This is a genomic window from Sphingomonas mesophila (assembly GCF_003499275.1).
In the GTDB taxonomy this organism is placed as follows: Bacteria; Pseudomonadota; Alphaproteobacteria; order Sphingomonadales; family Sphingomonadaceae; genus Sphingomicrobium; species Sphingomicrobium mesophilum.
Map to the genome: position 1 here is coordinate 1,952,654 of NZ_QWDF01000001.1, position 22,211 is coordinate 1,974,864.

At 69.9% G+C, this 22,211-nt stretch carries 23 protein-coding genes; 8 read left to right on the forward strand and 15 right to left on the reverse strand.

Annotated elements, in window-relative coordinates:
• Positions 1 to 83 precede the first annotated feature (83 nt).
• Genes tldD through D0Z60_RS09780 form a run of 3 tightly spaced genes read right to left on the reverse strand, consistent with a single transcriptional unit; the run spans position 84 to position 2,286 of the window.
• Positions 84 to 1,505 carry a metalloprotease TldD gene (gene tldD, locus D0Z60_RS09770; RefSeq protein WP_118858058.1) on the reverse strand — a complete coding sequence of 474 codons (1,422 nt, stop codon included), beginning with the start codon at positions 1,503 to 1,505 and terminating at the stop codon, positions 84 to 86.
• Positions 1,502 to 1,705 (reverse strand): zinc-finger domain-containing protein, encoded by a 204-nt coding sequence (locus tag D0Z60_RS09775; protein ID WP_118858059.1) that lies wholly within the window; start codon positions 1,703 to 1,705, stop codon positions 1,502 to 1,504. The genes tldD and D0Z60_RS09775 overlap by 4 nt, the downstream gene beginning before the upstream one ends.
• Positions 1,706 to 1,743: 38 nt before the next feature.
• On the reverse strand, positions 1,744 to 2,286 hold the full coding sequence (locus tag D0Z60_RS09780) for a DUF4402 domain-containing protein (protein ID WP_162888191.1): 543 nt from the start codon (positions 2,284 to 2,286) through the stop codon (positions 1,744 to 1,746).
• 217 nt (positions 2,287 to 2,503) lie between these two features.
• Between D0Z60_RS09780 and D0Z60_RS09785 the strand changes: the two genes are divergently transcribed.
• From D0Z60_RS09785 to D0Z60_RS12030, 3 genes are read left to right on the forward strand one after another with little or no spacing between them, the layout of a single operon-like run.
• On the forward strand, positions 2,504 to 3,424 hold the full coding sequence (locus tag D0Z60_RS09785; RefSeq protein ID WP_118858542.1) for an ABC transporter ATP-binding protein: 921 nt from the start codon (positions 2,504 to 2,506) through the stop codon (positions 3,422 to 3,424).
• Positions 3,421 to 5,046, forward strand: coding sequence for an L-aspartate oxidase (nadB, locus tag D0Z60_RS09790; RefSeq protein WP_240325607.1), 1,626 nt, complete (start codon positions 3,421 to 3,423; stop codon positions 5,044 to 5,046). The genes D0Z60_RS09785 and nadB overlap by 4 nt, the downstream gene beginning before the upstream one ends.
• Complete coding sequence (locus tag D0Z60_RS12030) at positions 5,043 to 5,174, forward strand: hypothetical protein (RefSeq protein ID WP_275896715.1); 132 nt, start codon at positions 5,043 to 5,045, stop codon at positions 5,172 to 5,174. The genes nadB and D0Z60_RS12030 overlap by 4 nt, the downstream gene beginning before the upstream one ends.
• A 7-nt stretch (positions 5,175 to 5,181) precedes the next feature.
• Here D0Z60_RS12030 and D0Z60_RS09795 read toward each other — a convergent pair whose 3' ends face one another.
• From D0Z60_RS09795 to D0Z60_RS09810, 4 genes are read right to left on the reverse strand one after another with little or no spacing between them, the layout of a single operon-like run.
• Positions 5,182 to 5,625 carry a hypothetical protein gene (locus D0Z60_RS09795; RefSeq protein WP_118858061.1) on the reverse strand — a complete coding sequence of 148 codons (444 nt, stop codon included), beginning with the start codon at positions 5,623 to 5,625 and terminating at the stop codon, positions 5,182 to 5,184.
• A complete protein-coding gene (locus D0Z60_RS09800) occupies positions 5,604 to 6,065 on the reverse strand; it encodes a hypothetical protein (protein ID WP_118858062.1) in 462 nt (153 codons plus the stop codon). The genes D0Z60_RS09795 and D0Z60_RS09800 overlap by 22 nt, the downstream gene beginning before the upstream one ends.
• Positions 6,052 to 6,285 carry a helix-turn-helix domain-containing protein gene (locus D0Z60_RS09805; protein WP_118858063.1) on the reverse strand — a complete coding sequence of 78 codons (234 nt, stop codon included), beginning with the start codon at positions 6,283 to 6,285 and terminating at the stop codon, positions 6,052 to 6,054. The genes D0Z60_RS09800 and D0Z60_RS09805 overlap by 14 nt, the downstream gene beginning before the upstream one ends.
• Positions 6,286 to 6,287: 2 nt before the next feature.
• Positions 6,288 to 6,803, reverse strand: a complete 516-nt coding sequence (locus D0Z60_RS09810; protein WP_118858064.1) for a DUF2975 domain-containing protein — start codon at positions 6,801 to 6,803, stop codon at positions 6,288 to 6,290.
• Between the two features lie 167 nt (positions 6,804 to 6,970).
• Between D0Z60_RS09810 and D0Z60_RS09815 the strand changes: the two genes are divergently transcribed.
• Positions 6,971 to 8,719: a tetratricopeptide repeat protein gene (locus D0Z60_RS09815; protein ID WP_240325608.1), complete on the forward strand. Its 1,749-nt coding sequence runs from the start codon at positions 6,971 to 6,973 to the stop codon at positions 8,717 to 8,719.
• Between the two features lie 135 nt (positions 8,720 to 8,854).
• Here D0Z60_RS09815 and D0Z60_RS09820 read toward each other — a convergent pair whose 3' ends face one another.
• A complete protein-coding gene (locus tag D0Z60_RS09820; RefSeq protein ID WP_118858066.1) occupies positions 8,855 to 9,034 on the reverse strand; it encodes a hypothetical protein in 180 nt (59 codons plus the stop codon).
• A 55-nt stretch (positions 9,035 to 9,089) separates the two neighbouring features.
• On the opposite strand from D0Z60_RS09820, the gene D0Z60_RS09825 reads away from it, so the two are divergent.
• Positions 9,090 to 9,791, forward strand: coding sequence for a Crp/Fnr family transcriptional regulator (locus D0Z60_RS09825; protein WP_118858067.1), 702 nt, complete (start codon positions 9,090 to 9,092; stop codon positions 9,789 to 9,791).
• On the opposite strand, the gene D0Z60_RS09830 is transcribed toward D0Z60_RS09825, so the two are convergent.
• Positions 9,788 to 10,225, reverse strand: coding sequence for a hypothetical protein (locus D0Z60_RS09830; protein WP_118858068.1), 438 nt, complete (start codon positions 10,223 to 10,225; stop codon positions 9,788 to 9,790). The two genes, D0Z60_RS09825 and D0Z60_RS09830, sit on opposite strands and share 4 nt — an antisense overlap.
• A gap of 118 nt (positions 10,226 to 10,343) precedes the next feature.
• Here D0Z60_RS09830 and polA point away from each other — a divergent pair, with 118 nt between their 5' ends.
• Positions 10,344 to 13,130 carry a DNA polymerase I gene (gene polA, locus D0Z60_RS09835; protein ID WP_118858069.1) on the forward strand — a complete coding sequence of 929 codons (2,787 nt, stop codon included), beginning with the start codon at positions 10,344 to 10,346 and terminating at the stop codon, positions 13,128 to 13,130.
• Positions 13,127 to 14,683, forward strand: coding sequence for a lipopolysaccharide biosynthesis protein (locus D0Z60_RS09840; protein WP_420822788.1), 1,557 nt, complete (start codon positions 13,127 to 13,129; stop codon positions 14,681 to 14,683). The genes polA and D0Z60_RS09840 overlap by 4 nt, the downstream gene beginning before the upstream one ends.
• A gap of 139 nt (positions 14,684 to 14,822) precedes the next feature.
• Here the strand turns inward: D0Z60_RS09840 and purH are convergent, their stop codons facing one another.
• Genes purH through D0Z60_RS09860 form a run of 4 tightly spaced genes read right to left on the reverse strand, consistent with a single transcriptional unit; the run spans position 14,823 to position 19,982 of the window.
• The gene (gene purH, locus D0Z60_RS09845; protein WP_118858070.1) at positions 14,823 to 16,415 is read right to left on the reverse strand and encodes a bifunctional phosphoribosylaminoimidazolecarboxamide formyltransferase/IMP cyclohydrolase; all 1,593 of its coding nucleotides are present in this window, start codon (positions 16,413 to 16,415) and stop codon (positions 14,823 to 14,825) included.
• A 10-nt stretch (positions 16,416 to 16,425) separates the two neighbouring features.
• Positions 16,426 to 18,069 carry a heparinase II/III family protein gene (locus tag D0Z60_RS09850; protein WP_118858071.1) on the reverse strand — a complete coding sequence of 548 codons (1,644 nt, stop codon included), beginning with the start codon at positions 18,067 to 18,069 and terminating at the stop codon, positions 16,426 to 16,428.
• Positions 18,070 to 18,729: a ribulose-phosphate 3-epimerase gene (gene rpe / locus D0Z60_RS09855; protein WP_118858072.1), complete on the reverse strand. Its 660-nt coding sequence runs from the start codon at positions 18,727 to 18,729 to the stop codon at positions 18,070 to 18,072.
• A 17-nt stretch (positions 18,730 to 18,746) separates the two neighbouring features.
• Positions 18,747 to 19,982: an RsmB/NOP family class I SAM-dependent RNA methyltransferase gene (locus D0Z60_RS09860; RefSeq protein ID WP_240325609.1), complete on the reverse strand. Its 1,236-nt coding sequence runs from the start codon at positions 19,980 to 19,982 to the stop codon at positions 18,747 to 18,749.
• A 28-nt stretch (positions 19,983 to 20,010) separates the two neighbouring features.
• Between D0Z60_RS09860 and D0Z60_RS09865 the strand changes: the two genes are divergently transcribed.
• A complete protein-coding gene (locus D0Z60_RS09865) occupies positions 20,011 to 20,160 on the forward strand; it encodes a DUF1674 domain-containing protein (RefSeq protein ID WP_118858074.1) in 150 nt (49 codons plus the stop codon).
• Here D0Z60_RS09865 and D0Z60_RS09870 read toward each other — a convergent pair.
• Both D0Z60_RS09870 and tsaD read right to left on the reverse strand, forming a co-directional pair.
• On the reverse strand, positions 20,157 to 21,143 hold the full coding sequence (locus D0Z60_RS09870) for an NAD(P)H-dependent glycerol-3-phosphate dehydrogenase (protein WP_118858075.1): 987 nt from the start codon (positions 21,141 to 21,143) through the stop codon (positions 20,157 to 20,159). The two genes, D0Z60_RS09865 and D0Z60_RS09870, sit on opposite strands and share 4 nt — an antisense overlap.
• Positions 21,140 to 22,171, reverse strand: a complete 1,032-nt coding sequence (tsaD, locus tag D0Z60_RS09875; protein ID WP_118858076.1) for a tRNA (adenosine(37)-N6)-threonylcarbamoyltransferase complex transferase subunit TsaD — start codon at positions 22,169 to 22,171, stop codon at positions 21,140 to 21,142. Before tsaD ends, D0Z60_RS09870 begins: the two co-directional genes overlap by 4 nt.
• Between the last annotated feature and the right edge of the window lie 40 nt (positions 22,172 to 22,211).

Genomic DNA, 22,211 nt, shown 5'->3' on the forward strand with positions numbered 1-22,211 from the left:
TGAAGGCTGGCATCCATGCCTCGCCATTTGCGCGTTGTCGTGGGGCATAGGCCCCAGCCTTCGCTGGGGCGACGGGGTTTGGATCAGCTTGCTGCCGCGGTTCCGCCGACGGTGAGGCCGTCGACCAACAGGGTGGGCTGGCCGACTCCGGCGGGGATCGACTGGCCCGCTTTGCCGCAGACGCCGATGCCTTCGTCGAGCTGGAGGTCGTGGCCGATCCCGGTGACCCGGGTGAGGACGGTCGGGCCGTCGCCGATGAGGGTTGCGCCCTTGACCGGTTCGGCGATCTTGCCGCCGCGGATGCGGTAGGCCTCGGTGCAGGAAAAGACGAATTTGCCGCTGGTGATGTCGACCTGGCCGCCGCCGAAGCTCTTGGCGTAGATGCCGTCCTTGACCCGGGTCACGAGCTCGTCCGGATCGTCGGTGCCGGCGAGCATGAAGGTATTGGTCATGCGCGGCATCGGCGCGTGGGCGTAGCTTTCGCGGCGGCCGTTGCCGGTGGCGGGAACGCCCATCAGGCGGGCGTTGAGGCGGTCCTGCATGTAGCCCACCAGCCGGCCGTCCTCGATCAGCACATTGCGCGCAGTCGGCGTGCCCTCGTCGTCGATGGTCAGGCTGCCGCGGCGGCGCTCGAGCGTGCCGTCGTCGATCACCGTCACGCCGGGCGCTGCGACGGTGTCGCCGATTCGCCCGGAGAAGGCCGAGGTGCGCTTGCGGTTGAAATCGCCCTCGAGCCCGTGGCCGACCGCCTCGTGGAGCAGGACTCCGGGCCAGCCGGGGCCGCACACGACGGGCATCTCGCCGGCGGGGGCGTCGACCGAGCGCAGGTTGGTGAGCGCCTGGGCGAGCGCGAGGTCGATCGCCCGGTTCCACGTCTCAGGGTTGAGCAAATCGTCGTAGAGGTAGCGGCCGCCGAGGCCGTGGTAGCCGGTCTCGCGGCGGTCGCCCTCTTTCGCCACGATCTGGATACCGAGGCGGACCAAAGGGCGGACGTCGCTGGCGACGAAGCCGCCGGCGCGGACGATGTCGATCACGCTCCAGCTGGCGGCGAGGTTGACGCTGACCTGCTCGACCCGCGGATCGCGTTTCCGGGCGGCGGCGTCGATCGCCTCGCACAGCGCGACCTTCTGCGCGAACGGGACGGCCGAGAGCGGGTCGTCGCCGGCATACATCGCGCGGTTGGTGCGCGGCGGATCGGGCGCGTGGGCGCCCTTGGGATCGAGCAGTTGGAGGGTGGCGGCGGCGCGGTCGATCGCCGCGGCGCTGATCTCGCTGGCGTGGGCGAAGCCGGTGCGCTCGCCGCTCACCCCGCGCAGGCCGAAGCCCGAGCTGACATTGTAGTCGGCGGTCTTGAGGCGGCCATCGTCGAAGCCGAACGCCTCGCTGATGGCATATTGGAGGTAGAGCTCGCCGTCGTCGTGGGCGGCGAGGTGGCGGGTGGCGAGCCGCTGCGCGGCGTCGGGATCGAGATCGCGGTAGAGGAAGGCGCGCGGATCGGCGCTCATGAGGCTTCAGGCGGTTCCGGGAGGTCGGCCGGGCCGCCCTCGAGGATGAAGCGGCGGTCGCAATAGCCGCAATCGACGAAGCCGCTGTCGTCGATGTGCAGATAGACGCGCGGGTGGCCGAGCGCGGCGGGGACGGCGCCCGAGCCGTCGCACATTACGCGCAGCGACTTGGTGCGAAGGGTTTCGGGCGGCGGGAGCATGGCCAGGAGCCTTACCCGCGCGCCGCCGGCTTTGACAATCACTGATAGGTGGCGGTGACGTCGAAGGTGGCGCTGTAGATGCCGGGCTCGGTGCCGGTCGGGACGGTAAGCGTTCCGCCGACCCCGATCTCGTAGGTCAGCCACAGCGGATCGACGACATAGACGTGGGCGCCCAGGGAATTGGTGCCGCGGTCGAGCTTGAGATTGACCGGGACGGACGGGCCGCCGGGGGTCTTCTCGAGCTTGGTCGGGAGGACGGTGGTGACATAGACCACCTGGTTGGCGCTGCCCGAACCGATGAAGCGGCCGCGCTGCGGCGCGTTGGTGAGGCCGCCGACATAATCGATGTTGCTGTAGGTGGCGGCGCCGGTGAGCGCGTCGACGGTGACCAGGCCGTTACCCGAGGCGGGGACGATGACCGAGCCGAAGTCGAGGTCCTCGATGGTGATGAACGAGAGCGGGCTCAATACGATGACCTTGCCCTCGCCGGTCTCGCTGGCTGGATTGCCGTCGGCCGCGGCGGCCGGCGCGCAGCACAAAGTGGCGGCGGCAAGGGCCGCGCCGAGAATGCGAATGTCCACTGGTGATACTCCCCACGAAATCGTCGAGCGATTATGCGGTGAAGGTTAGAGCAAAGGGTCGACGAAGGGGGTGAGCGGCGGGTTAACCAGGGTTGTTGAGCATGTGTGGCGGCGTGGCCGACGAACGGCCGTCGCGGCGAAGCGCAGGGTCAACGCGGCATTAACCGCGGTTTGAAGCCATTGTGCTTTATCGCACGGCCTCGCTATGCCGCGCACCATGACCGAAGCCGCCATCGCCATCGACCGGTTGAGCAAGACCTATGCCGGCGGCAAGCGGGCGCTCGACGAGGTCAGCTTCGACGTTCCGCAGGGGCAGATCTTCGGACTGCTGGGGCCCAATGGCGCGGGCAAGTCGACGCTGATCAACATTCTCGCCGGGCTGGTCACCAAGAGCGGCGGGAGCGCGCGGGTGTGGGGGTTCGACATCGACAAGAATCCGCGCAACGCCAAGCGCTCGATCGGCATCGTTCCGCAGGAATTGCTGTTCGACCCGTTCTTCACCCCGCGCGAGGCGCTCGAGATCCAGGCCGGGCTGTACGGCGTGCCGAAGGGCGAGCGGATCACTGACCGGCTGCTCGCGGAAGTGCATCTGAGCGACAAGGCGGGCGCCTATGCGCGGACGTTGTCGGGGGGGATGAAGCGGCGGCTGCTGGTCGCCAAGGCGATGGTCCACAGCCCACCGATCCTGGTGCTCGACGAGCCGACGGCGGGGGTCGACATCGAGCTGAGGCAATTGCTGTGGGAGTTCGTCAAGCGGCTGAACGACGACGGCGTGACGGTGGTGCTGACCACGCATTATCTCGAGGAAGCCGAGCAATTGTGCGACCGCATCGCGATCATCAACCACGGCCGGTTGATCGCCAACGAGCCGACGCGCGAGCTGATCGCCAAGGCGCAGGACAAGGTCGTGGCGGTGGAGTTCGACCGCGCCATCACCAGCCTGCCCGACGCAAGCTGCTTCGATCGGGTCGAGCAGACCGGCGAGCGGACGGTCGAGATCCAGTACCGCAAGGACCGGGTCAACGCCGGCGAGGTGCTGACCGCGCTGGCGCGCGAAGGTTATGACATCGTCGAAATCTCGACCAAGGACCCGGACCTCGAGGACGTGTTCCTGGCGCTGACCCGGGCGAGCGCGTGAGCGCGCCGCTGCCCACCCCCGGCCCCTCCCGCGAGCGGGAGGGGAGCTTCGACGTCCTGATCGTCGGGTCGGGGGCGGCGGGGCTGACCGCGGCGCTCAACCTGGCGGGCGAGCGGCGGGTGGCGGTGCTGGCCAAGGGCGCGCTCGGCGGCGGGGCAACCGAATGGGCGCAGGGCGGGATCGCCGCGGTGCTCGAGGAAGGCGACAGCTTCGACGCGCATGTCGCGGATACGATCGAGGCGGGCGCGGGCCTGAACGACCGGGCGGTGGTCGAGCATGTCGTCGCCGGAGCGCCGGCGGCGATCGCCCGGCTGGCCGAACTGGGCGTGCCGTTCAACATCGATGACGACGGCGCCGGCTGGCATTTGACGCGGGAAGGCGGGCACAGCCACCGGCGGATCGTCCATGTCGCCGACGCCACCGGCTGGGCGATCGCCCACGCGCTTGAGAAGGCGGCGGCGGCGCACCCCAACATCACTTTGCTGACCGACCGGGTGGCGATCGACCTCGCTACCGGCCGCCACAGCGCCGACTTCTCGACCTCCGGCGCGGTGCACGGGCTGTACGCGTTCAACCGCCAGACCGGCAGCGTCGAGACGCTGACCGCGCGGGCCACCATCCTCGCCACCGGCGGGGCCGGCCGCGCCTACCTCTATTCAACCGCTCCGCGCGGCGCGACCGGCGACGGGATCGCCATGGCGTGGCGCGCCGGATGCCGCATCTCGAACATGGAATTCATGCAATTCCACCCGACCTGCCTGTACAACCTCACGGTCAAGAACTTCCTGATCACCGAGGCGGTGCGCGGCGAGGGCGGTCTGCTCAAGCACCCCGAGACCGGCCACCGCTTCATGCCCGATTACGACGCGCGCGCCGAGCTCGCGCCGCGCGACATCGTGGCGCGGGCGATCGACAGCGAGATCAAGCGCGACGGGCTCGACTTCGTCCACCTCGACATATCGCACCGCGAGCCCGAGTTCGTCCGTGCGCACTTCCCGACGATCTACGACAAGTTGCTCGCGCTCGGCATCGACATCACCCGCCAGCCGATCCCGGTCGTGCCGGCGCAGCATTACACCTGCGGCGGCGTGCTGGTCGATCTCGACGGGCGGACCGATGCGCCCGGCCTGTACGCGGCGGGCGAGGTGACCCAGTCGGGCCTCCACGGCGCCAACCGGCTGGCGTCGAACTCGCTGCTCGAGTGCCTGGTGTTCGGCGAAGCGGCGGCGCGGCACATCGCCGCGCATTGGGACGAACTGCCGCAGGTGCCTGCGATCCGCGCGTGGGACGAGAGCCGAGTGACCGACAGCGACGAGGAGGTGGTGATCCAGCAATGCTGGGGCGAAATCCGCCGCTTCATGTGGAATTTCGTCGGCATCGTGCGCACCACCAAGCGGCTCGAGCGCGCCAAGCACCGAATCGACCTGCTGCGCCAGGAAGTCGGCGACTATTATCGCAACTTCCGGGTCACTCCCGACCTCATCGAACTGCGCAATCTGGTCGAGGTCGCCGACCTCACCGTGCGCAGCGCGCTGAGCCGCCACGAAAGCCGCGGGCTGCACTACACGCTCGATTATCCGGAGGCGGCGGCGGAGGCGGTCGACACGGTGCTGGTGCCGTGACCGCGCCGATCGATCCGCTCGATCCGGTCGGCTATCTGGTTGAGCGGATCGTGCCGTGGCAGGTCCAGCTGGGCTGCCTTGTGGTCGTCGTCATCGCCGGCGTGACGCTCTACCTGCTGTTCGGCTGAGTGTAGGCTAGTCGGTCAGACCCTTTCGCCACGGTTCCGCCGGGCCGCGTAGATAGTGGCGCCAGACATGGTCCCACGGGATGATCAGCCCGAACAGCAAAGGGCCGTTGCCGATTGAGAGGAGATCGCCGGCGAGGCTCGGCGAGCCGTTGCCGGACAGCCATTGCGGAATTCCGAAGCAGGCCAGCCACGCCGTCTTCCACACGAATTCGAACAGGAAGATCGGCAGCATGCGCAAAGGATGGCGAAGGCCGAGCAGGCCCATCACCCAGAGGCCGGCCAACATTGAATCGACCATGCCGCGCGCATCCGGCGGATGATCGAACAGCGGCGGGAGGGCGAAGAACAGGCCGGCCAGAGCCCACAAAAGATAATTGGTGCGCAACAGGTTGAGCCGCCACGGGGCGATGTCGGTCGCCGGCTCGGCGGTCACCGGGCCGGCCGCGGCCACAGCGACAGGGCCAGGCCGAGAATGAGCGCGCCGATCAGCGCCAGGTTGATGATCGTGCCGATACCGCCGGCCGCGCTGCGCTCGACCGCGAAGGCGCCGACGACGAAGCGGCGGACGACGCTTTCGGCGATGAGCAGGGCGAACAGCAGGGGGACCATCGCGCGGTAGCGCAGCAGCGCGACCAGGCCGACCGCGACCAGCGCGAGCTGGCCGAGCGCGACCAGCGCGAACAGCATCAGCACCTCGCGCACGGCGGCGGGCGAGAAACGGTCGAGCGGAATGCCGTCGGCGTTCTGAGCAACGGTCGCGCCATTGGCGATCATGTTGACGCTCATCACCAGCTTGAGCGCGAGATAAGCGCCGAGAATCCACAGCGCCGCCTTGCGCCCGTCATAGCTGTTGTCGATCTGGCGCGGCAGCAGCCGGTCAATCGTCGTCATCGTCGCCTCCCGTCATGGTCGAATCGAAGCGGAGGAGGTCGCCGGGCTGGCATTCGAGCACCCGGCAGATCGCCTCGAGCGTGGTGAAGCGCATCGCGCGCGCCTTGCCGGTCTTGAGGATCGACAGATTGGCGAGGGTGATGTCGATCGCCTCGGCAAGCTGGGTCAGGCTCATCCGCCGCTGGTGGAGCATCTCGTCGAGCCGGACGATGATCGCCATCGTCAGATCGTCCCGTCGAGGTCTTCACGCATCAGCGTGCCTTCGGCGAACACCCGGGCGAGGACGAACGCCATCAGCACCGCGAGCCAGCCCGCGGCGGAGAAGCCGGCGTCGAGGCGGAACGGATGCTCGGGGCTGGACGCCATGCGCGCGGCGCCGGCGATCGCCATGCTGAGCAATTGCAGCCCGGCGAGCGCCCAGGCGATGGCGTGCAGCCGATAGGCATTGGCGCGGACGAAGGGACTGCCCGAGCGGACCGTTTCGACCATCGCCAGGAGGCGGGCGAGGACGGCATGGTTGAGCGGCACCGCGGCGAGGCCGAGGATGGCGGCCAGGCGCATCCACATCAGCACGCGCGGGGCGTCGGGACGGTCGGCGACGCCGAGGCCGCGCATTGCCCAATCGGTATCGATGATGGTCATCGCGATCAGCAGCGCGATCGCGACGCCGTAGAGAATGTTGAGCAGGATCAGCAGTCGAAGCGCGATCCAGGCGATCGGCAGGGCGGAACGGACCATGGGCTGTCTCCGAATCACTTATTGTTTATCGATATAGGAATTATCGACAAACGGCAAGTCCAATTCGGAGCGTTCGGGGATCGGCAGACCGATCGGGTCAAATCTGCTATAGCGACTCGGGTGCGAGACCTTCGGGGGAAGGCGTCATGATCAACATTGTCCGTCCAATGGCTTTGACCGTTGCCGCCCTCGTGCTGGGCAGCGCGAGCCCGGCTCAGGAACCACGCTACAGCGCCGCGCTGCTGGAGTATCTCGACCCGACCAAACGGCTGGCGAGCTTGTGCGGGGGCGAGGACCGGGCCGGGTCGATGCGGTCCAGGCTGATGGTCGCGGCGGCGGCGGTGCAGGCGGCGGAGCGGCCGCGGATCGGGCTGATCGACGGGCTCGGCGGAGCGCATCTGCCGATCACGACGTCGAATCCGCTGGCGCAGCGCTATTTCGACCAGGGGCTGGGGTTCGCCTACGGCTTCAACCACGCCGCGGCGATCGCCTCGTTCCGCGAGGGGCAGAAGGCCGATCCCAAGTGCGCGATGTGCTATTGGGGCGAGGCGCTGGCGCACGGCCCCAACATCAACGCGCCGATGGACCCGGCGACGATTGCACGGGCGGTCGCGCTCGCGTCCTACGCGCACTGGCTGGCGCGCGATGGATCGGCCGAGGAGCAGGCGCTGACCGGGGCGATGCTGAAGCGCTATACGCTCGACCCCAAGGCCGACCGCGCGGCGCTCGACGCGGCCTATGCCGACGCGATGCTGGGGGTCGCCGCGGCGCACCCGGGCAACGACCATGTCGCGGTGCTGGCGGCCGAAGCGGCGATGAATACGCGGCCGTGGGATTATTGGACCGCCGACAAGCAGCCGCAGCCCCGGCTTGGCGAGGCGGTTCGGCTGGTCGAGGCGGTGATGGCGCGCAGCCCGAAACACGCGCAGGCCGCGCACCTTTACATTCACCTGATGGAGAACGGGCCCGACCCCAAGCGCGCCGAGGCGGCAGCCGATACGCTGGTGCCGCTGGCGCCGGCCGCCGGCCACATGGTGCACATGCCGGCGCACATCTATTACCGGCTCGGGCGGTGGCGCGATTCGATCCGGGTCAACGTCAACGCCGCGCGCGCCGACGAGCGCTGGATCCGGATGAGCGGCGACCGGGGGATGGTCCGCTACGGATACTATCCGCACAACGTCCACTTCATCGTCACCTCGGCGCAGATGGCGGGGGACATGGGCACCGCGCTGCGCGAATCGCGGCGGCTGGCGGCAATCCTCGACCCGGCGACCTCGGCCAAGATCGCGTGGGTCGAGGCGGTCAACGCCGCGCCGTTCTTCACCGCCGCGCAATTCGCCAGCCCGGCGCAGATCCTGGCGATGCCGGCGCCCGATGCGCGACTCGCCTACCCGACCGCGATGCGGTTCTACGCGCGGGCGGTGGCGCAGGCGCTGCGGCACGACCGCGCCGGCTTCGAGCGCGAACTGGGTGCGCTGCGGCGGATGCGCACCGGCCACGATTTCTCCGGCATGACGGCGCAGGGCGTCCCGGCGGGAGAATTGCTGCTGCTCGCCGAGACGGTGGCGCGCGGGCGCTGGGCGTTCGCCGCGGGCGACTATGCCGGGGCGGAACGGTTGTATCGCGAAGCGGCGGCGGTGGAGGCGCGGATTCCGTACATGGAGCCGCCCTATTGGTATTATCCGGTCAGCCAGTCGCTTGGCGCGGCGCTGCTCAAGCAGGGCAAGAATCGCGCGGCGGCGGAGGCGTTCACCGCGGCGCTGGCGCAGACCCCGAACAACGGCTGGGCGCTGTACGGGCTGGCGGCGGCGGAGCGGATGCAGGGGCGGCGGGCCGAGGCGGCGGCGGCGAGCGCGGCGCTGAAGCGCAACTGGGCGGGCGATCCGCGGTGGCTGCGGGTGGATCGTCTCTGATCGAGAGGGCCGTCACGGAATGAATCCGTGACGTCAGTCGGGTTCGCTGAAGCGACCCGCTGGCCGGCTATCGCCGTCTCTTCGCGCTGCTCCGGCGTCGCGCTGCGCGCGTCGGCGTCGCTGCGCTCGGCGGCTCTAGCGCAGTTTCGCGATCTTCAGCTTCATCGCCTTGGCCTGGGCCTGGATCGATTCCTCGCTTCGGGTGAGGGCCTTGGACAGTGCCTTGAGGCCGATGCCCTTGGTGGCGAGCGCGTGGAGCTTTTGCATTTCGTCGGCGGTCCACGGCTGCTTGTGACGCTGGAAACGCTCGGCCATCGGCTGCTCCTCGCGGGGTGAAATCTTGTCCCCACGCTGGTAGGGCAAGCGCGTCATGGCCGCCAGCGCTCCGATTGCCTGCGAATCCTGCCCGGTGCGCGACCGTGCCGCCTGCTCGGCCTTGTCGGGCGACCAGCGCGGCGAGCTGGCGGCGCTCGGGCGGCATCGGCGGCTCAAGCGCGGCGAGACGCTGTTCGCGGCGGGCGAAGAGGTGCCGGCCTGCGCCACGCTGATCAGCGGCGCGCTGAAGATCGCCAGCAGCGACGAAAGCGGGACCGAGCGGATCCTGAGCCTGGTTCACCCGGCCGGCTTCGTCGGCGAATTGTTCGCGCCGGTCGCGCATCACGACGTGGTCGCGCTGACCGAAAGCGAGGTGTGCCTGTTCCCGGCGCGGCAATACGCGGAAGCGATCGAGCGCTTTCCGGCGCTTGGCCGGGCGTTGCTGCGCCGCTCCGCCGAGGACCTCTACGCGAGTCGCCAGCTGATCGATTTGATGAGCCGGCGGACGGCGCGGCAGAAGGTGGCGGGGCTGCTGCGCGCCTTCGCCGACGCCGCGAGCAGTTCGCCCTGTCACCCGGCGCGGCGGTTCGATTTGCCATTGTCGCGCGAGGAAGTGGCGGGGCTGCTCGGGCTGACCATCGAAACGGTCAGCCGGCAGGTCACCGCGCTCGAGCGCGACGGGGCGATCGCGCGCGAAGGGTCGCGCGGCATATTGCTGCGCGACCCGGTGAAGCTGGAGGCTGCGGCTGCGGCCTAGACGAGGGCCGCGATCGCAACCACGGCGACGCCCCACAGCAGGATCAGCACCGGCAGGACCAGCACCTGCGCCACCGCGCTGCCGCCGCTGGTGAGGCCGGTGTGGGTCTCGACCCCGCGCTCGAACAGCGCGCCGAGGCTCATCGCGCGGCTCTCATTCGCCGGGCCCATCGTGGCCCACAGCATCGGCACGACGTAGAAGGCGACGGTGAAGATGACGAAGATCGCCATCGGCAGCACCATCTCCGGGTGCGGGAAGCCGATCGCCATGACGCCGAGATAGGCGAGGAATAGGCCGAAAAAGCCGGCGTGGAGCGCGGTCGGCAGGTTGAAGCTGCGATCGGTGCAGGCGCGCGGCGCGTTGGGGACGAGCTCGGGCGCGGCGACGATTTCGCGCGCTGCGGCGAGTTGGCGAGGGTCGAGGCGTACGGACATGTTTCGTCTCCTGGGTCGATGCCCAGGGCGACTATCGGGCGGCGCACGGCCGCGCCTTGATATGAGTCAAATCCGCCCGCGCTTCCCTAAAATGCCAGCTTTGCTAGAGCGGGGCGGCATGCCGGACCCCCAGCCCCACCTCTATCTCGTCGACGGATCGAGCTACATCTTCCGCGCCTATCACCGGCTGCCGCCGCTGACCAACCGCCACGGCCAGCCGTCGGGCGCGGTCTATGGCTATACGACCATGTTGTGGAAGCTGGCGGCGAGCCTCAACGCGTCGGACGGGCCGACGCATATGGCGGTGATTCTCGACGCGTCGGAATCGACCCACCGCAACGAGATGTACGGCCAGTACAAGGCCAACCGCCCGCCGCCGCCCGAGGACCTCGTCCCGCAATTCCCGCTGATCCGCGTCGCCACCCGCGCCTTTTCGATCCCGTGCATCGAGGAGAACGGGCTGGAGGCCGACGACATCATTGCCTGCTACGTCGGCGCGGCGCGGCGGGCAGGGTGGAAGGTGACCATCGTCAGCTCAGACAAGGACCTGATGCAATTGGTCGAGGACGGCGCCGTCGACATGCTGGACACGATGAACGACCGCCGGATCGGGGTGGCCGAAGTGGTCGAGAAGTTCGGGGTCGGGCCGGACAAGGTCGGCGAGGTGCTCGCGCTGATGGGCGACAGCGTCGACAATGTGCCGGGCGTGCCGGGCGTCGGGCCGAAGACCGCGAGCCAGCTGATCCAGCAATATGGCGACGTCGAGAGCGTGCTCGCGAACCTCGACCAGATCACCAAGCCCAAGCTCAAGCAGAACCTCGCCGAACATGCCGACAATGCGCGGCTGTCGCGCGAGCTGGTGCGGCTGGTGTGCGATGCGCCGCTGCCGCAGCCGATCGAGGAATTGAAGCTCACCGGGATCCCGCCCGAGCCGCTGCGCGAATTCCTCGAGGACCAGGGCTTCAAATCGCTCTTGAACCGGCTGACGGGGGGCGGGGCGTCGAGCGGCGGAGCGCGGCCGGTTGGCGTCATGACGCCGGCCGCCGCTCCCCAGCCGCCCGTACCGGAGAAGATCGAAGTCGACCGGTCGGCCTATGAGACGGTGGTCGACGAGGACGCGCTGGAGCGGTGGATCGCGGAGGCGCGGCACAAGGGCTTCGTTGCGATCGACACCGAGACCGACTGCATCGATTGCGTCGTCGCCAACCTCGCCGGGATCAGCCTGGCGGTGGAGCCGGGCCGCGCCTGCTACATCCCGGTCGGGCACAGCGGGGCGGACTTGCTGAGCGAGGCGCCGAAGCAGCTGGCGAAGGCGCTGGTGCTGGAGCGGCTGAAGCCGCTGCTCGAGGACCCGAGCGTGCTCAAGATCGGGCACAACCTCAAATACGACTGGGTGATGTTCGCCAAGGCGGGGATCCGCCTCGGGCCCTATGACGACACGCTGGTGATGAGCTTCGACCTTGATGCCGGGCGATCGGGGCACGGGCTCGACGAGCTCGCCAAGACCTGGTTCGAGCATGAGTGCATCGCGTTCAAGAGCGTGTGCGGGACGGGCCAGAAGCAGATCACCTTCGACAAGGTGCCGCTGCCGCAAGCGACCGAATATGCCGCCGAGGATGCCGACATCTGTTTGCGCCTGTGGCAGCGGCTGAAGCCGCGGCTGGCGGCCGAGGGCACGACCCAGGTTTACGAGACGGTCGACCGGCCGCTGGTAGCGACGATCGGCGGGATGGAGCGCGAGGGAGTCAAGGTCGACCGCGACTATCTGGCGCAATTGTCGAAGACCTTTTCCGAAGAGATCGCGCGCCTAGAGGAGCAGGTTTACGAAGCGGCGTGCGGGCCGTTCACCATCGGCTCGCCGCAGCAATTGGGCCAGGTGCTGTTCGAGCGCCTGGGGCTGAAGGGCGGGCGCAAGGGCAAGAGCGGACAATATTCGACCGACGTGACCGAGCTCGAGCGGCTTGCCGGCGAGGGCGTCGAGTGCGCCCGGCTGGTGCTCGAATGGCGCCAGCTGACCAAGCTCAAGAACACCTACACCGACGCGCTCCAGGCGCAGATCAATCCCGACACGGGGCGTGTGCACACCAGCTATTCGCTGTCGGGCGCGCAGACCGGGCGGCTGAGCTCGACCGAGCCCAACCTGCAGAACATCCCGATCCGAACCCAGCTCGGCCGCCAGATCCGCGACGCGTTCGTCGCCGAGCCGGGCCATGTGCTGATAAGCGCCGACTACAGCCAGATCGAGCTGAGGCTGGCGGCGCACATGGCCGACGTGCCGCAGCTGAAGGACGCGTTCCGGGCCGGCGACGACATCCATGCGATGACCGCGGAAGAACTGTTCGGGGTGGTCGACCGCGACACGCGCGGGCGCGCCAAGACGGTCAATTTCGCCATCCTCTACGGCATCTCGTCGTGGGGCCTGGCGGGGCGGCTCGGCGTGTCGAAGGACGAGGGCAAGGTGATCATCGAGCGCTATTTTGAGCGCTTTCCCGGCATTCGCAGCTACATCGACGACACGCTGGCGTTCGTCCGCGAGCACGGCTTCACCCGCACCCTGTTCGGGCGCAAGACCCACTTCCCCAACATCCGCTCGAGCAATCCCAATTTCCGCGCCGGGGCCGAGCGGGCGGCGGTCAATGCGCCGATCCAGGGGACCAGCGCCGACCTCATCAAGCGGGCGATGAACCGGATGAACGTGGCGCTCGCCGACGAGGGCCTGAGCGACGTGCGGATGCTGCTCCAGGTCCACGACGAGCTGCTGTTCGAAGTGCCCGCGGGCAAGGAGGAGGCGGCCGCGGCGGTGGTTCGCGGCGTGCTGGCCAATGCCGCCGCGCCGGCGCTCGAGCTCGACGTGCCGCTCGATGTCGAGGTCGGCTGGGGAGCGAATTGGGGCGCGGCACATTGAGCCGGCCGGGGGGCAAGGACAGCGCCGCAACCGATCCCCTGCCACCGGCGGGCGACGCCGCCGCGTCAGCCGATCTGGCGGCGCTGGCGCGAGGCGGGCGGATCAATTTCTTCGGCTTCCTGCTGCGGCTGCTGGCGCGGCTGCCGTTCCTGTTCATCGCCGGGCGGATGTACGGGCCCGAGGCGCTCGGCCGCTTCGCCTATGCGGTGTTGATCGTCGAATTCGCCGCGCAGCTCGCGACGCTCGGCCTCAAGCGCGGGCTGGCGCAGCAGCTCGCCAATTCACCGCCCGAGCGGCACACCCATGTGGTGTGGGACGCGCTGCTGGTGGCGGCAATGGGCGCGGCGCTGACCATGGCGATCCTGATCGCCTTCCCGCAGGCGATGTTCCCCAACAGCGAGATCACCGGGCTCGAGTGGCTGCTGCCGGTGACGGTGATCGCGCTCGCCTGGTCGGACATCATGCTGGCGGCCTTGGCCTATCGCCACGACGTCGGCGCGACGGTGCGCGCGCGGGCGATCGTCGAGCCGTGGACGATCAGCCTGGCGGCACTGGCGCTGGCCTATGTGGGGGCGAAGGACGGGCTGATCATCGCCTATGTGCTGTCGATGGTCGGCGCGGTCGGCGCATCGGTCGTGCCGTTCCTCAAGAGCTATGGCCGGCCGCGCGGGTGGAGCCCGCATCCGGCGGCGTTGTGGCGGATCGCTCGGCGCAACCTGCCGGTCGCGGCGGCCGACGCGGTCGAATGGGGCAGCCGGCGGATCGACATCGCCATTTTGGGCCTGTTCACCACGCCGACGGTGGTCGGTATCTATTATGTCGCGCAGAACGTCGCGTCGCTTCCGGCCAAGCTCAAGACCAGCTTCGACCCGATCCTGGGGCCGGTGATCTCGCAGAACATCGCCGCCGGTAACGACGAGGCGGTGGCGCGGCAGGTGCGGCAGGTCGGCTTCTGGGTCATCGCCGCGCAGGCAGCGGTGGCGCTGGCGCTCGGCATTCCGGGCGAGGCGGTGATGGGGCTGGTCGGGCCGGCGTTCGTCGCCGGCACCGCCGCGCTCGGCTTCCTGCTCGCGGCCGAAGTGGTGGCGGCTACCGCGGCGGTGAGCGAGAGCGCGCTGATCTATTGCGCGCGCAAGCGCAACATGGCGATCAGCCTGATGATGATCGCGCTGCAGGCGGTGCTGACGGTCGGGCTGATCGTGGCGATGCAGCGGCTCGACTGGCCGCCGCTATGGCAGGCGACCGGGCCGGCGATCGCGCTGATGCTGGCGCTGGCGTTCGCCGCGGTGGTGAAGTCGCGGCTATTGAAGCGACTGCTCGGCCATCCGGTGGTCGGCTGGCGCTGGACGCTCGCGTCGGCGGCGGCGGCGGCGCTGCTGGTCGGACAGGCGGTGATCATGATGCCCGAATGGCTCGAGCTGGCGCTCGGCATTCCTCTGATCCTCGGCACCTTCGGGCTGATCATCTGGACCCGCGGGTTCGGGCCGGACGACCGTGAGTTGTTCCGGATGCGGGGGGCGGAGATTGCGCGGGTGCGGGAGGCCGGGCCGTAGGGATGAGGTAGCCGGGCGCGGAGTAAATCCGCGCCGTCGGTCCTGTCGCCCTATCGGGCGCAGGCCGTCCGGATCTTGCCCTCTCTTCGCGCTAGCTCCCGATTGCTCCGCAATCGCTCACCTGCGCTCGGCGGCGCGATCAATGCCGGAAGTGCCTGACACCGGTGAAGACCATTGCCAGCCCCTTCTCGTCGGCGGCGGCGATGACTTCATCGTCGCGGATCGAGCCGCCGGGCTGGATGACCGCGGTGGCGCCGGCCTCGGCGGCGGCGAGGAGGCCGTCGGCGAAGGGGAAAAAGGCATCGGACGCGACCGCGCTGCCGACGGTGCGCGGCTCCGGCCAGCCGTAGGTCTCGGCCGCCTCGCGCGCCTTGAGCGCGGCAATCCGCGCGGAATCGCGGCGGTTCATCTGGCCCGCGCCGATGCCGGCGGTGATACCGTCCTTCGCATAGACGATGGCGTTCGACTTGACGTGCTTGGCGACGGTCCAGGCGAACAGGCAGTCGGCCAGCTCGCGCTCGGTCGGCGCGCGTTTGGTGACGATCTTGAGGTCCGCTTGGGTGACGATCTTCTTGTCGCGGTCCTGCGCCAATAGCCCGCCGGCGATCACGGCGAGGGTCTGGCCGCCGCGCGCCGGATCGGGCAGCGCGCCGCTGAGCAGCAGGCGGAGATTCTTCTTGCGCGCGAACACCGCCTGGGCGGCTTCGTCGGCATCGGGCGCGACGACGACTTCGGTGAAGATGTCGCAGATCGCCTCGGCGGTGGCGGCGTCGAGCGGGCGGTTGACGGCGACGATCCCGCCGAACGCCGAGACGCTGTCGCAGTGGAGCGCGCCGCGCCAGGCGTCGAGCAGGGTTTCGCCGCTGGCGACTCCGCACGGATTGGCGTGCTTGACGATGACCACGGTCGGCGGGCCGTCGCGGAATTCGGCGGCGAGCTCGAGCGCGGCGTTGGCGTCGTTGAGGTTGTTGTAGGAAAGCTCCTTGCCCTGGACCTGGCGGGCCTGGGCGATACCGGGCGCGGCGGGGCCGGCCGGGACGTAGAGCGCGGCCTGCTGGTGCGGGTTTTCGCCGTAGCGTAGCGTGGTCGCGAGGCGGCTGGCGAAGCTCCAGCGCTCGGGCCAGCGCTGCTGCTGGTCGCCGAACGCGAACCATTGCGAGATGAGTGAATCATATTCGGCAGTGAGGGCGAAGGCGCGCGCGGCGAGGCGCTTGCGCAGGTCGAGCGTGGTTGCGCCGGCGTTGGCGTCGAGTTCGCCGATCACCGCGGCATAGTCGGCGGGGTCGGTAAGGACGGTAACGAAGGCGTGGTTCTTTGCCGCCGAGCGGACCATCGCCGGGCCGCCGATGTCGATATTCTCGATCACCTCGTCCCGCCCGGCGCCGCGCATCAGCGTGTCGAGGAACGGGTAGAGGTTGACCACGAGCAGGTCGATCGCGCCGATGGCGTGCGCCTCCATCGCCGCGGCGTGAGCGGGATCGTCGCGGACGGCGAGGAGGCCGCCATGGACCGTCGGGTGGAGCGTCTTGACGCGGCCATCCATCATCTCGGGAAAGCCGGTGAGGTCGGCGACATCGCGCACCGCGTGGCCGAGCTCGCGCAGACGCGCGGCGGTGCCGCCGGTCGAGACCAGCTCGACATCGTGGGCGGCGAGGGCGGCGGCGAGTTCCTCGAGCCCGGACTTGTCGCTGAGCGAAATGAGCGCGCGGCGGATTGGGATGCGGTCGGTCATTGGGCCCCGGTCAGCTTGAGCGGCGGAATTGCCAGGCGATGCTGGTGCCCAGCGCGGACGTGTCGCCGACGATCGCCAGCTGGAGCGTCGGCTGCGGGTGGCCGGAGCCGTCGATGGCGAGGCTTTCCTCGATCGTCAGCATCGCGCCGCGGCAGCGGAAATTCCACGGCGGCGCGCCGCGCGAGCGAAGCAACGCGCCCATGCCGTCGGCGGTCGGCACCGCCTCGACCCCCGGCGCGAGGTGGAAGCGGATCGCGAACGGCACCGCCTCGCGGATCCGCTTGCGGCCTTTGGGCACGAGCTTGTCCTGGCCGCGCACTTCCTTGCCGTCGTTGCCAAGGATCAAAGAGCGTTCGTGGACCAGGCCGAAGCCGCGGACATAGCCGTCATGCGCGGCAACGAGGCGACTGCTGTCATTGTCCTCGCTTCGGTCGACCCGGACATCCTCGACGCCCTTGCCGAGCTGGCCGCCGGCGAGGAGCGCGGTCGAATTGGTGTCAGCGAGAGTCAGCGTGCTGTGGGCGGCGGTGCTGCGCAGCGCATCGGTCAGTTCGGCCGGGAGGGCGGTGGGGAGGAGGCCCGGGCCGCCGCAATTGACGACCAGCCGCTGCGGGCCGTCGCCGAGCTCGAGCGCGAGGGTCGAGGCGCAGCTGGTCGCCGACATGCGCGGCGGCGGCGGGGCGGCGTCGACCACCAGGACCGTGCCGAGCGCGGTCAGGCGGTGATAGCCCCAGCCGCGCGCCGAGCGTAGCGGCCGGGCGCGCAGGCCGCAGCCGTCGATCAGCGCGGCGATGCGCGCGGCGTTCGACGGGTTGCAGCCCTGCCAGCTCGAGAGGGCGCCATCGCCCATGGTGATGCCATGCAAGGCGGCGAGCGCGGCGGCGGACGAATCCTCGAGCCCGTCGGGCAATTCCTGCTTCGACGCGAAATAGGCCGCGCGCAGCAGTCCGAGGCGATCGACCAGCAGCATCTGCTCGGCCGGATTGCGGCTCATCAGGCCGCCGTCCTCATACTGGGCGGCGGCAAGCGCGCGCATCAGGCCGGACTCGGCGCGGGCGATCCGCGGCAGGCCGCCCTGGAGGATCAGCGCGGCGGTGACGAGACCGGCCCAGGCGGTGATCCGCGGCAGGCCCGGCGGCGCCTTGTCGGCGGTCGAATCGAGATGGCGGGCGCCGCGCGCCAGCGTGTTGAGCAGCGCCGAGCGATAGCCCTGGTCGCGGCTCGACAGGACGAACGGCGCATAGGCCGTCCAGTAAAGGATGCGCGTGCCCCACAGGTCCGGGCGCCAGGCCGGATCGACCCGCGTGCCGTGCGCCACCAGCCAGCGCGCGGCGAGCGTTTCGGCGAGCTTGGCGCCGCGCTCGCGGCCGGCAGCGGCGGCAAGGTCGCGCAGCCAGGAGAAGCCCTGCAGCGCCTCGGCCAGCGGCCCCTCCGCGCCGAGCGCCGCGAAGTCGAGATCGGCGAGGCCGATGCTATCGTCGCCGAGCGCGAAGCGGCCGGCGAGCAGCGCCTCGCCCACGGCGCGGTCGCCGACGACATGGTCGCGCGGGACGGCGGTCAGCCGAAGCGGCTTGCGGCCATGGGCGGTGAGGCGTGACAGCAGCGAGCCGCGCGCGAGCTTGCCGACGATGGCGCGATCGGCGGCGGCGGTCACTTACGCACCCCGGAGCGCGGAGATGTTCGCGGCGTATTGGTCCGCTCCGCCGCGGAACACGGCGGTCCCGGCGACCAGCGCCGTGGCCCCGGCCGACACCGCCAGGGCAGCGGTCTCCGGGTCGATCCCGCCGTCGACCTCGATCACCACGTCCAGCCCGCGCTTGGCGACGAGATTGGCGATGGCCTCGATCTTCTTGAGCTGGGAGTGAAGGAATTTCTGGCCGCCGAAGCCGGGGTTGACGCTCATCACCAGCACGAGGTCGACCTCGTCGATCAGATAGTCGAGCATCTTGGCCGGAGTGCCGGGGTTCAAGGACACGCCGGCCTTTTTCCCGAGGCTCCGGATCAATTGCAGCGTGCGGTGGATGTGCGGGCCGGCCTCCGGATGAACGGTGATGAAGTCGGCGCCGGCCTCGGCGAAGGCGGCGACGAAGGGGTCGACCGGCGAGATCATCAGATGAACGTCGAGCGGCTTGGCGGTGTGCGGGCGAAGGGCCTTTACCACCGCCGGGCCGATGGTGATGTTGGGCACATAGTGGCCGTCCATCACGTCAACGTGGATCCAGTCGGCGCCGGCGGAATCGATCGCCCGCACTTCCTCGCCAAGCCGGGCGAAATCGGCGCTGAGGATCGACGGGCTGATGAGCGGCGCGGCCATGGTGCGATTAGACGCGATTAGGAGCTTCGGACAAGGTGGGCGGCAAAGAAGCCGTCGAGCCCGCCTTCCGGTTCGAGCCTTCCGGGGACGATCCGCAGCCATCCTTTGGGGCCCACGGCGAGGCCGGGAACGGCGGGGTCGGCCGGCTCGAGCCTGAAGTCGGCGTGGCGGGCAAGGAAGGCGCGGACCTGGTCCTCGCCCTCGGCGGGCTCGAGGCTGCACACTGCATAGACCAGGCTTGCGCCGGGGCGGAGCAGGGTCGCGGCGCGGTCGAGCAGCCGGCGCTGGAGATCGGCCAATTCGGCAATGATCGCCGGGCGGGCGCGGTAGAGCACTTCGGGGTGGCGGCGGAAGGTGCCGGTCGCCGAGCAGGGCGCGTCGAGCAGGATCGCGTCGAACGGCTCGGGCGCGGCCCACTCCAGCGCGTCGGCAACGACGATCTCGGCTTCGAGCCCGGTGCGCCCAAGGTTCTCGCGCAGTCGTGCGAGACGACTTTCCGAGCGGTCGAGCGCGGTCACGCGATGGCCGGCCGCGGCGAGCTGCATGGTCTTGCCGCCGGGCGCGGCGCACAGGTCGAGCACCCGGGTAGCGGGGGCTGGAATGAGGCGGGCGGGGAGCGAGGAAGCGAGGTCCTGCACCCACCACTCGCCGGCGTCATAGCCGGGCAGGCCGGCGACAGCGGCGGAGTCGAGCCGGCGGTGAAGCGGCGCGAGCGAGCGGCCGAGCGGAAAGGCGTCGGCGGCGGCCTGGTCGCAGAAGCTGAGGTCGAGCGGCGGGCGCTCGAGGATCAGCCGCCGCGCCGATGCGACCGCGTCCTCGCCCCAGGCGGCGCCCCAGCGCGCCTCCACCTCGCCCGGAAGTGACGTCGTGGCGTCAAGCGTCCCGCGCAGCAGCGCACCGAGCACGCCGTGAACCAGCCGGCGCGGACCGCCGTCGACCAGCGGCAAGGCGGTCGCGACCAGCGCGTGGTCGGGCACGTCGAGCGCGAGCCGCTGGGCCAGCGCGAGGCGGAGCACCATGCGCGCCTTGGCGTCGTCGGGCAGGCGCTGGCGGGTGCGCGAGTCGATCATCGCGTCGAGCGCGGGGAGGCGGCGCAGCGTCTCGCCGGCGATCGCCAACGCCAGCCGCTGGTCGGCGGCGTCGAGCTTGGCGCCGTGGCTGGCCGCCGCTTCGAGCGTTTCGCCGCGCCGCAACACGGCGTCGAGCATGGTGAGCGCGGCACGGCGCGCGGCGAGGCCTGGCAAGTTTGGCATTGCGCCCCTTAGCCGCCATCTTGCCGGCATGAAACGGCCGACCAGACCGAAACCGCCCGCCTACCTGAGCCCGTCGCCGCCGCTGCCCGAACCGGGTGAGGGCCAAGCCGAAAAGGCAGAGCTTAGCCCGACCCGCTACGGCGATTGGGAAAAGAAGGGCGTCGCGATCGACCTCTAGTGGTGTTCGACCCGCGGTGGGCGGCTGAGCATGGTCTCGAGCACCTGCTCGACCGCGCCGCCGGCGAGCAGTTCGGCGACGGCGGCGACGATCGGCATGTCGATGTCGCGCTGGCGGGCGATCCGGTCGAGCACCGGCGCGGTATAGGCGCCCTCGGCGACGGTGCGGCGGTCGGCCATCAGCTCCGCCGCGTTGCGCCCTTCGCCGATCGCCTTGCCGAGCGAAAAATTGCGGCTCGAGGTCGAGGAGCAGGTCAGCACCAGGTCGCCGAGCCCGCTTAAACCCGCGAGGGTTTCGCGGCGGGCGCCGAGCGCGAGGCCGAAGCGGGTCATCTCGGCGAAACCGCGGGCGATCAGCGCGGCGCGGGCGTTCTGGCCGAGGTTCCGGCCCTCGACCACCCCGCAGGCGATCGCCAGCACGTTCTTGACCGCGCCGCCGATCTCGGCGCCGGCGACGTCGTCGGTCCAGTAGGTGCGGAAGCTGGGCAAGGCGATGCGTTCGCGTAAGCGCTCGCCGAGCGCCTCGTCATCGCAGGCAATGGTAACCGCGGTCGGCAGGCCCGCAGCGACTTCATGGGCGAAGGTCGGGCCGGACAGCACTGCCACCGGCGAGGACGGGCAGACCTGTCTGGCGACATCGTGCAGCAACAGGCCCGAGCCTTCCTCGATGCCCTTGGAGCAAAGGACCAGCGGCATGTTGGGGCACGGCGCCCGGCTGAGCACGGCGCGCATGTGTTGCGCCGGCGTGACCACCAGCCAGGCGTCGGCGGCACCGAGATCGGTGAAGTTGCTGGTCGCGCGGATGGTCGGGGCGAGCTTGAGGCCCTTCAAGTAGATCGGATTCTCGTGGATCTTGTTGACCGCGGCGACGACATCGTCCTCGAGCGCCCACAGCAGGACCTCGCGGCCGCCGCTCGCCGCGACCTGGGCCAGTGCCGTGCCCCAGGCCCCGCCGCCGATCACCGCAATCCGATCGATGCTCATGCCTTCACCCCCGCGCCGCGCACCCGGTCGGCGTCCGAATCGAGCGGCCAGCGGGCCCGCGCCGGCGAATCGAGCGCATCGGTGAGGCCGAGCGCAAGCCGCTCGACCCCGGCCCAGGCGATCATCGCCGCATTGTCGGTGCACAGCCAGCCGGGCGGGACGGCAAACGCCCTTCCATTACTCGCGGCGAGATCGGCCAGCGCCGAGCGCAGCGCCTGGTTGGCGGCGACTCCGCCGGCGACGACCAGGGTCGGCGCGTCGCTGTGATGGAGGGCTCTGGCGGTGCGGTCGACCATGCAGTCGATCACCGCCTGCTGGAAACTGGCCGCGACATCCTCCGGGCGATGCGCGTCCGAGACTACCGCCCGCTGGACCGCGCTCTTGAGGCCGGCGAAGGAGAAATGCGGTTCGGGGCTGCCGAGCAACGGGCGAGGAAGCGGCACCGCGCGCGGATCACCGGAGGCGGCGAGCTGCTCGATCGCCGGTCCGCCGGGATAGGGCAGGCCGAGCAGCTTGGCGGCCTTGTCGAACGCCTCGCCGGCCGCATCGTCGATGGTCGTCGCAAGGCGGGCATAGTCGCCGACCCCACGCACCTCGAGCAATTGGCAGTGGCCGCCGCTGGTCAGCAGCAGGAGGTATGGAAAGGCGAGGTCGGAATCGACCAGCCGCGGCGACAGCGCGTGGCCTTCGAGATGGTTGACGGCGACGAGCGGCTTGCCGGTCGCGAGCGCGAGGCCCTTGCCGGCGAGCAGGGCGACCATCACCCCGCCGATCAGCCCGGGCCCGGCGGTGGCGGCGATCGCGTCGACCTCGCCGATCGTGACGTCGGCTTCGTGCAGCACCTGGCGGATCAGGCCGGGGAGGATGTCGACATGGGCGCGAGCGGCGATTTCGGGGACCACGCCGCCGAACGGGCGGTGCGCCTCGGCCTGGCCGACGATCGCCTGGGCGAGCACCTGGCGGTCTCTGCTGACCAGCGCCACGGCGCTGTCGTCGCACGAGGATTCTAGGCCGAGGACCAGGCTCACCGCTTCCCTTTGCATCAAGGGTCGCGCTCCGGCTAGTGCA

Coding starts and splice junctions, on each gene's coding strand:
- tldD (WP_118858058.1), bottom strand. CDS start 1,505: ATGAGCGCCGATCCGCGCGCCTTCCTCTACCGCGATCTCGATCCCGAC.
- D0Z60_RS09775 (WP_118858059.1), bottom strand. CDS start 1,705: ATGCTCCCGCCGCCCGAAACCCTTCGCACCAAGTCGCTGCGCGTAATG.
- D0Z60_RS09785 (WP_118858542.1), top strand. CDS start 2,504: ATGACCGAAGCCGCCATCGCCATCGACCGGTTGAGCAAGACCTATGCC.
- D0Z60_RS09800 (WP_118858062.1), bottom strand. CDS start 6,065: ATGACGACGATTGACCGGCTGCTGCCGCGCCAGATCGACAACAGCTAT.
- D0Z60_RS09805 (WP_118858063.1), bottom strand. CDS start 6,285: ATGGCGATCATCGTCCGGCTCGACGAGATGCTCCACCAGCGGCGGATG.
- D0Z60_RS09810 (WP_118858064.1), bottom strand. CDS start 6,803: ATGGTCCGTTCCGCCCTGCCGATCGCCTGGATCGCGCTTCGACTGCTG.
- D0Z60_RS09815 (WP_240325608.1), top strand. CDS start 6,971: ATGGCTTTGACCGTTGCCGCCCTCGTGCTGGGCAGCGCGAGCCCGGCT.
- D0Z60_RS09820 (WP_118858066.1), bottom strand. CDS start 9,034: ATGGCCGAGCGTTTCCAGCGTCACAAGCAGCCGTGGACCGCCGACGAA.
- D0Z60_RS09825 (WP_118858067.1), top strand. CDS start 9,090: ATGGCCGCCAGCGCTCCGATTGCCTGCGAATCCTGCCCGGTGCGCGAC.
- D0Z60_RS09830 (WP_118858068.1), bottom strand. CDS start 10,225: ATGTCCGTACGCCTCGACCCTCGCCAACTCGCCGCAGCGCGCGAAATC.
- polA (WP_118858069.1), top strand. CDS start 10,344: ATGCCGGACCCCCAGCCCCACCTCTATCTCGTCGACGGATCGAGCTAC.
- purH (WP_118858070.1), bottom strand. CDS start 16,415: ATGACCGACCGCATCCCAATCCGCCGCGCGCTCATTTCGCTCAGCGAC.
- rpe (WP_118858072.1), bottom strand. CDS start 18,729: ATGGCCGCGCCGCTCATCAGCCCGTCGATCCTCAGCGCCGATTTCGCC.
- D0Z60_RS09860 (WP_240325609.1), bottom strand. CDS start 19,982: ATGCCAAACTTGCCAGGCCTCGCCGCGCGCCGTGCCGCGCTCACCATG.
- D0Z60_RS09865 (WP_118858074.1), top strand. CDS start 20,011: ATGAAACGGCCGACCAGACCGAAACCGCCCGCCTACCTGAGCCCGTCG.
- D0Z60_RS09870 (WP_118858075.1), bottom strand. CDS start 21,143: ATGAGCATCGATCGGATTGCGGTGATCGGCGGCGGGGCCTGGGGCACG.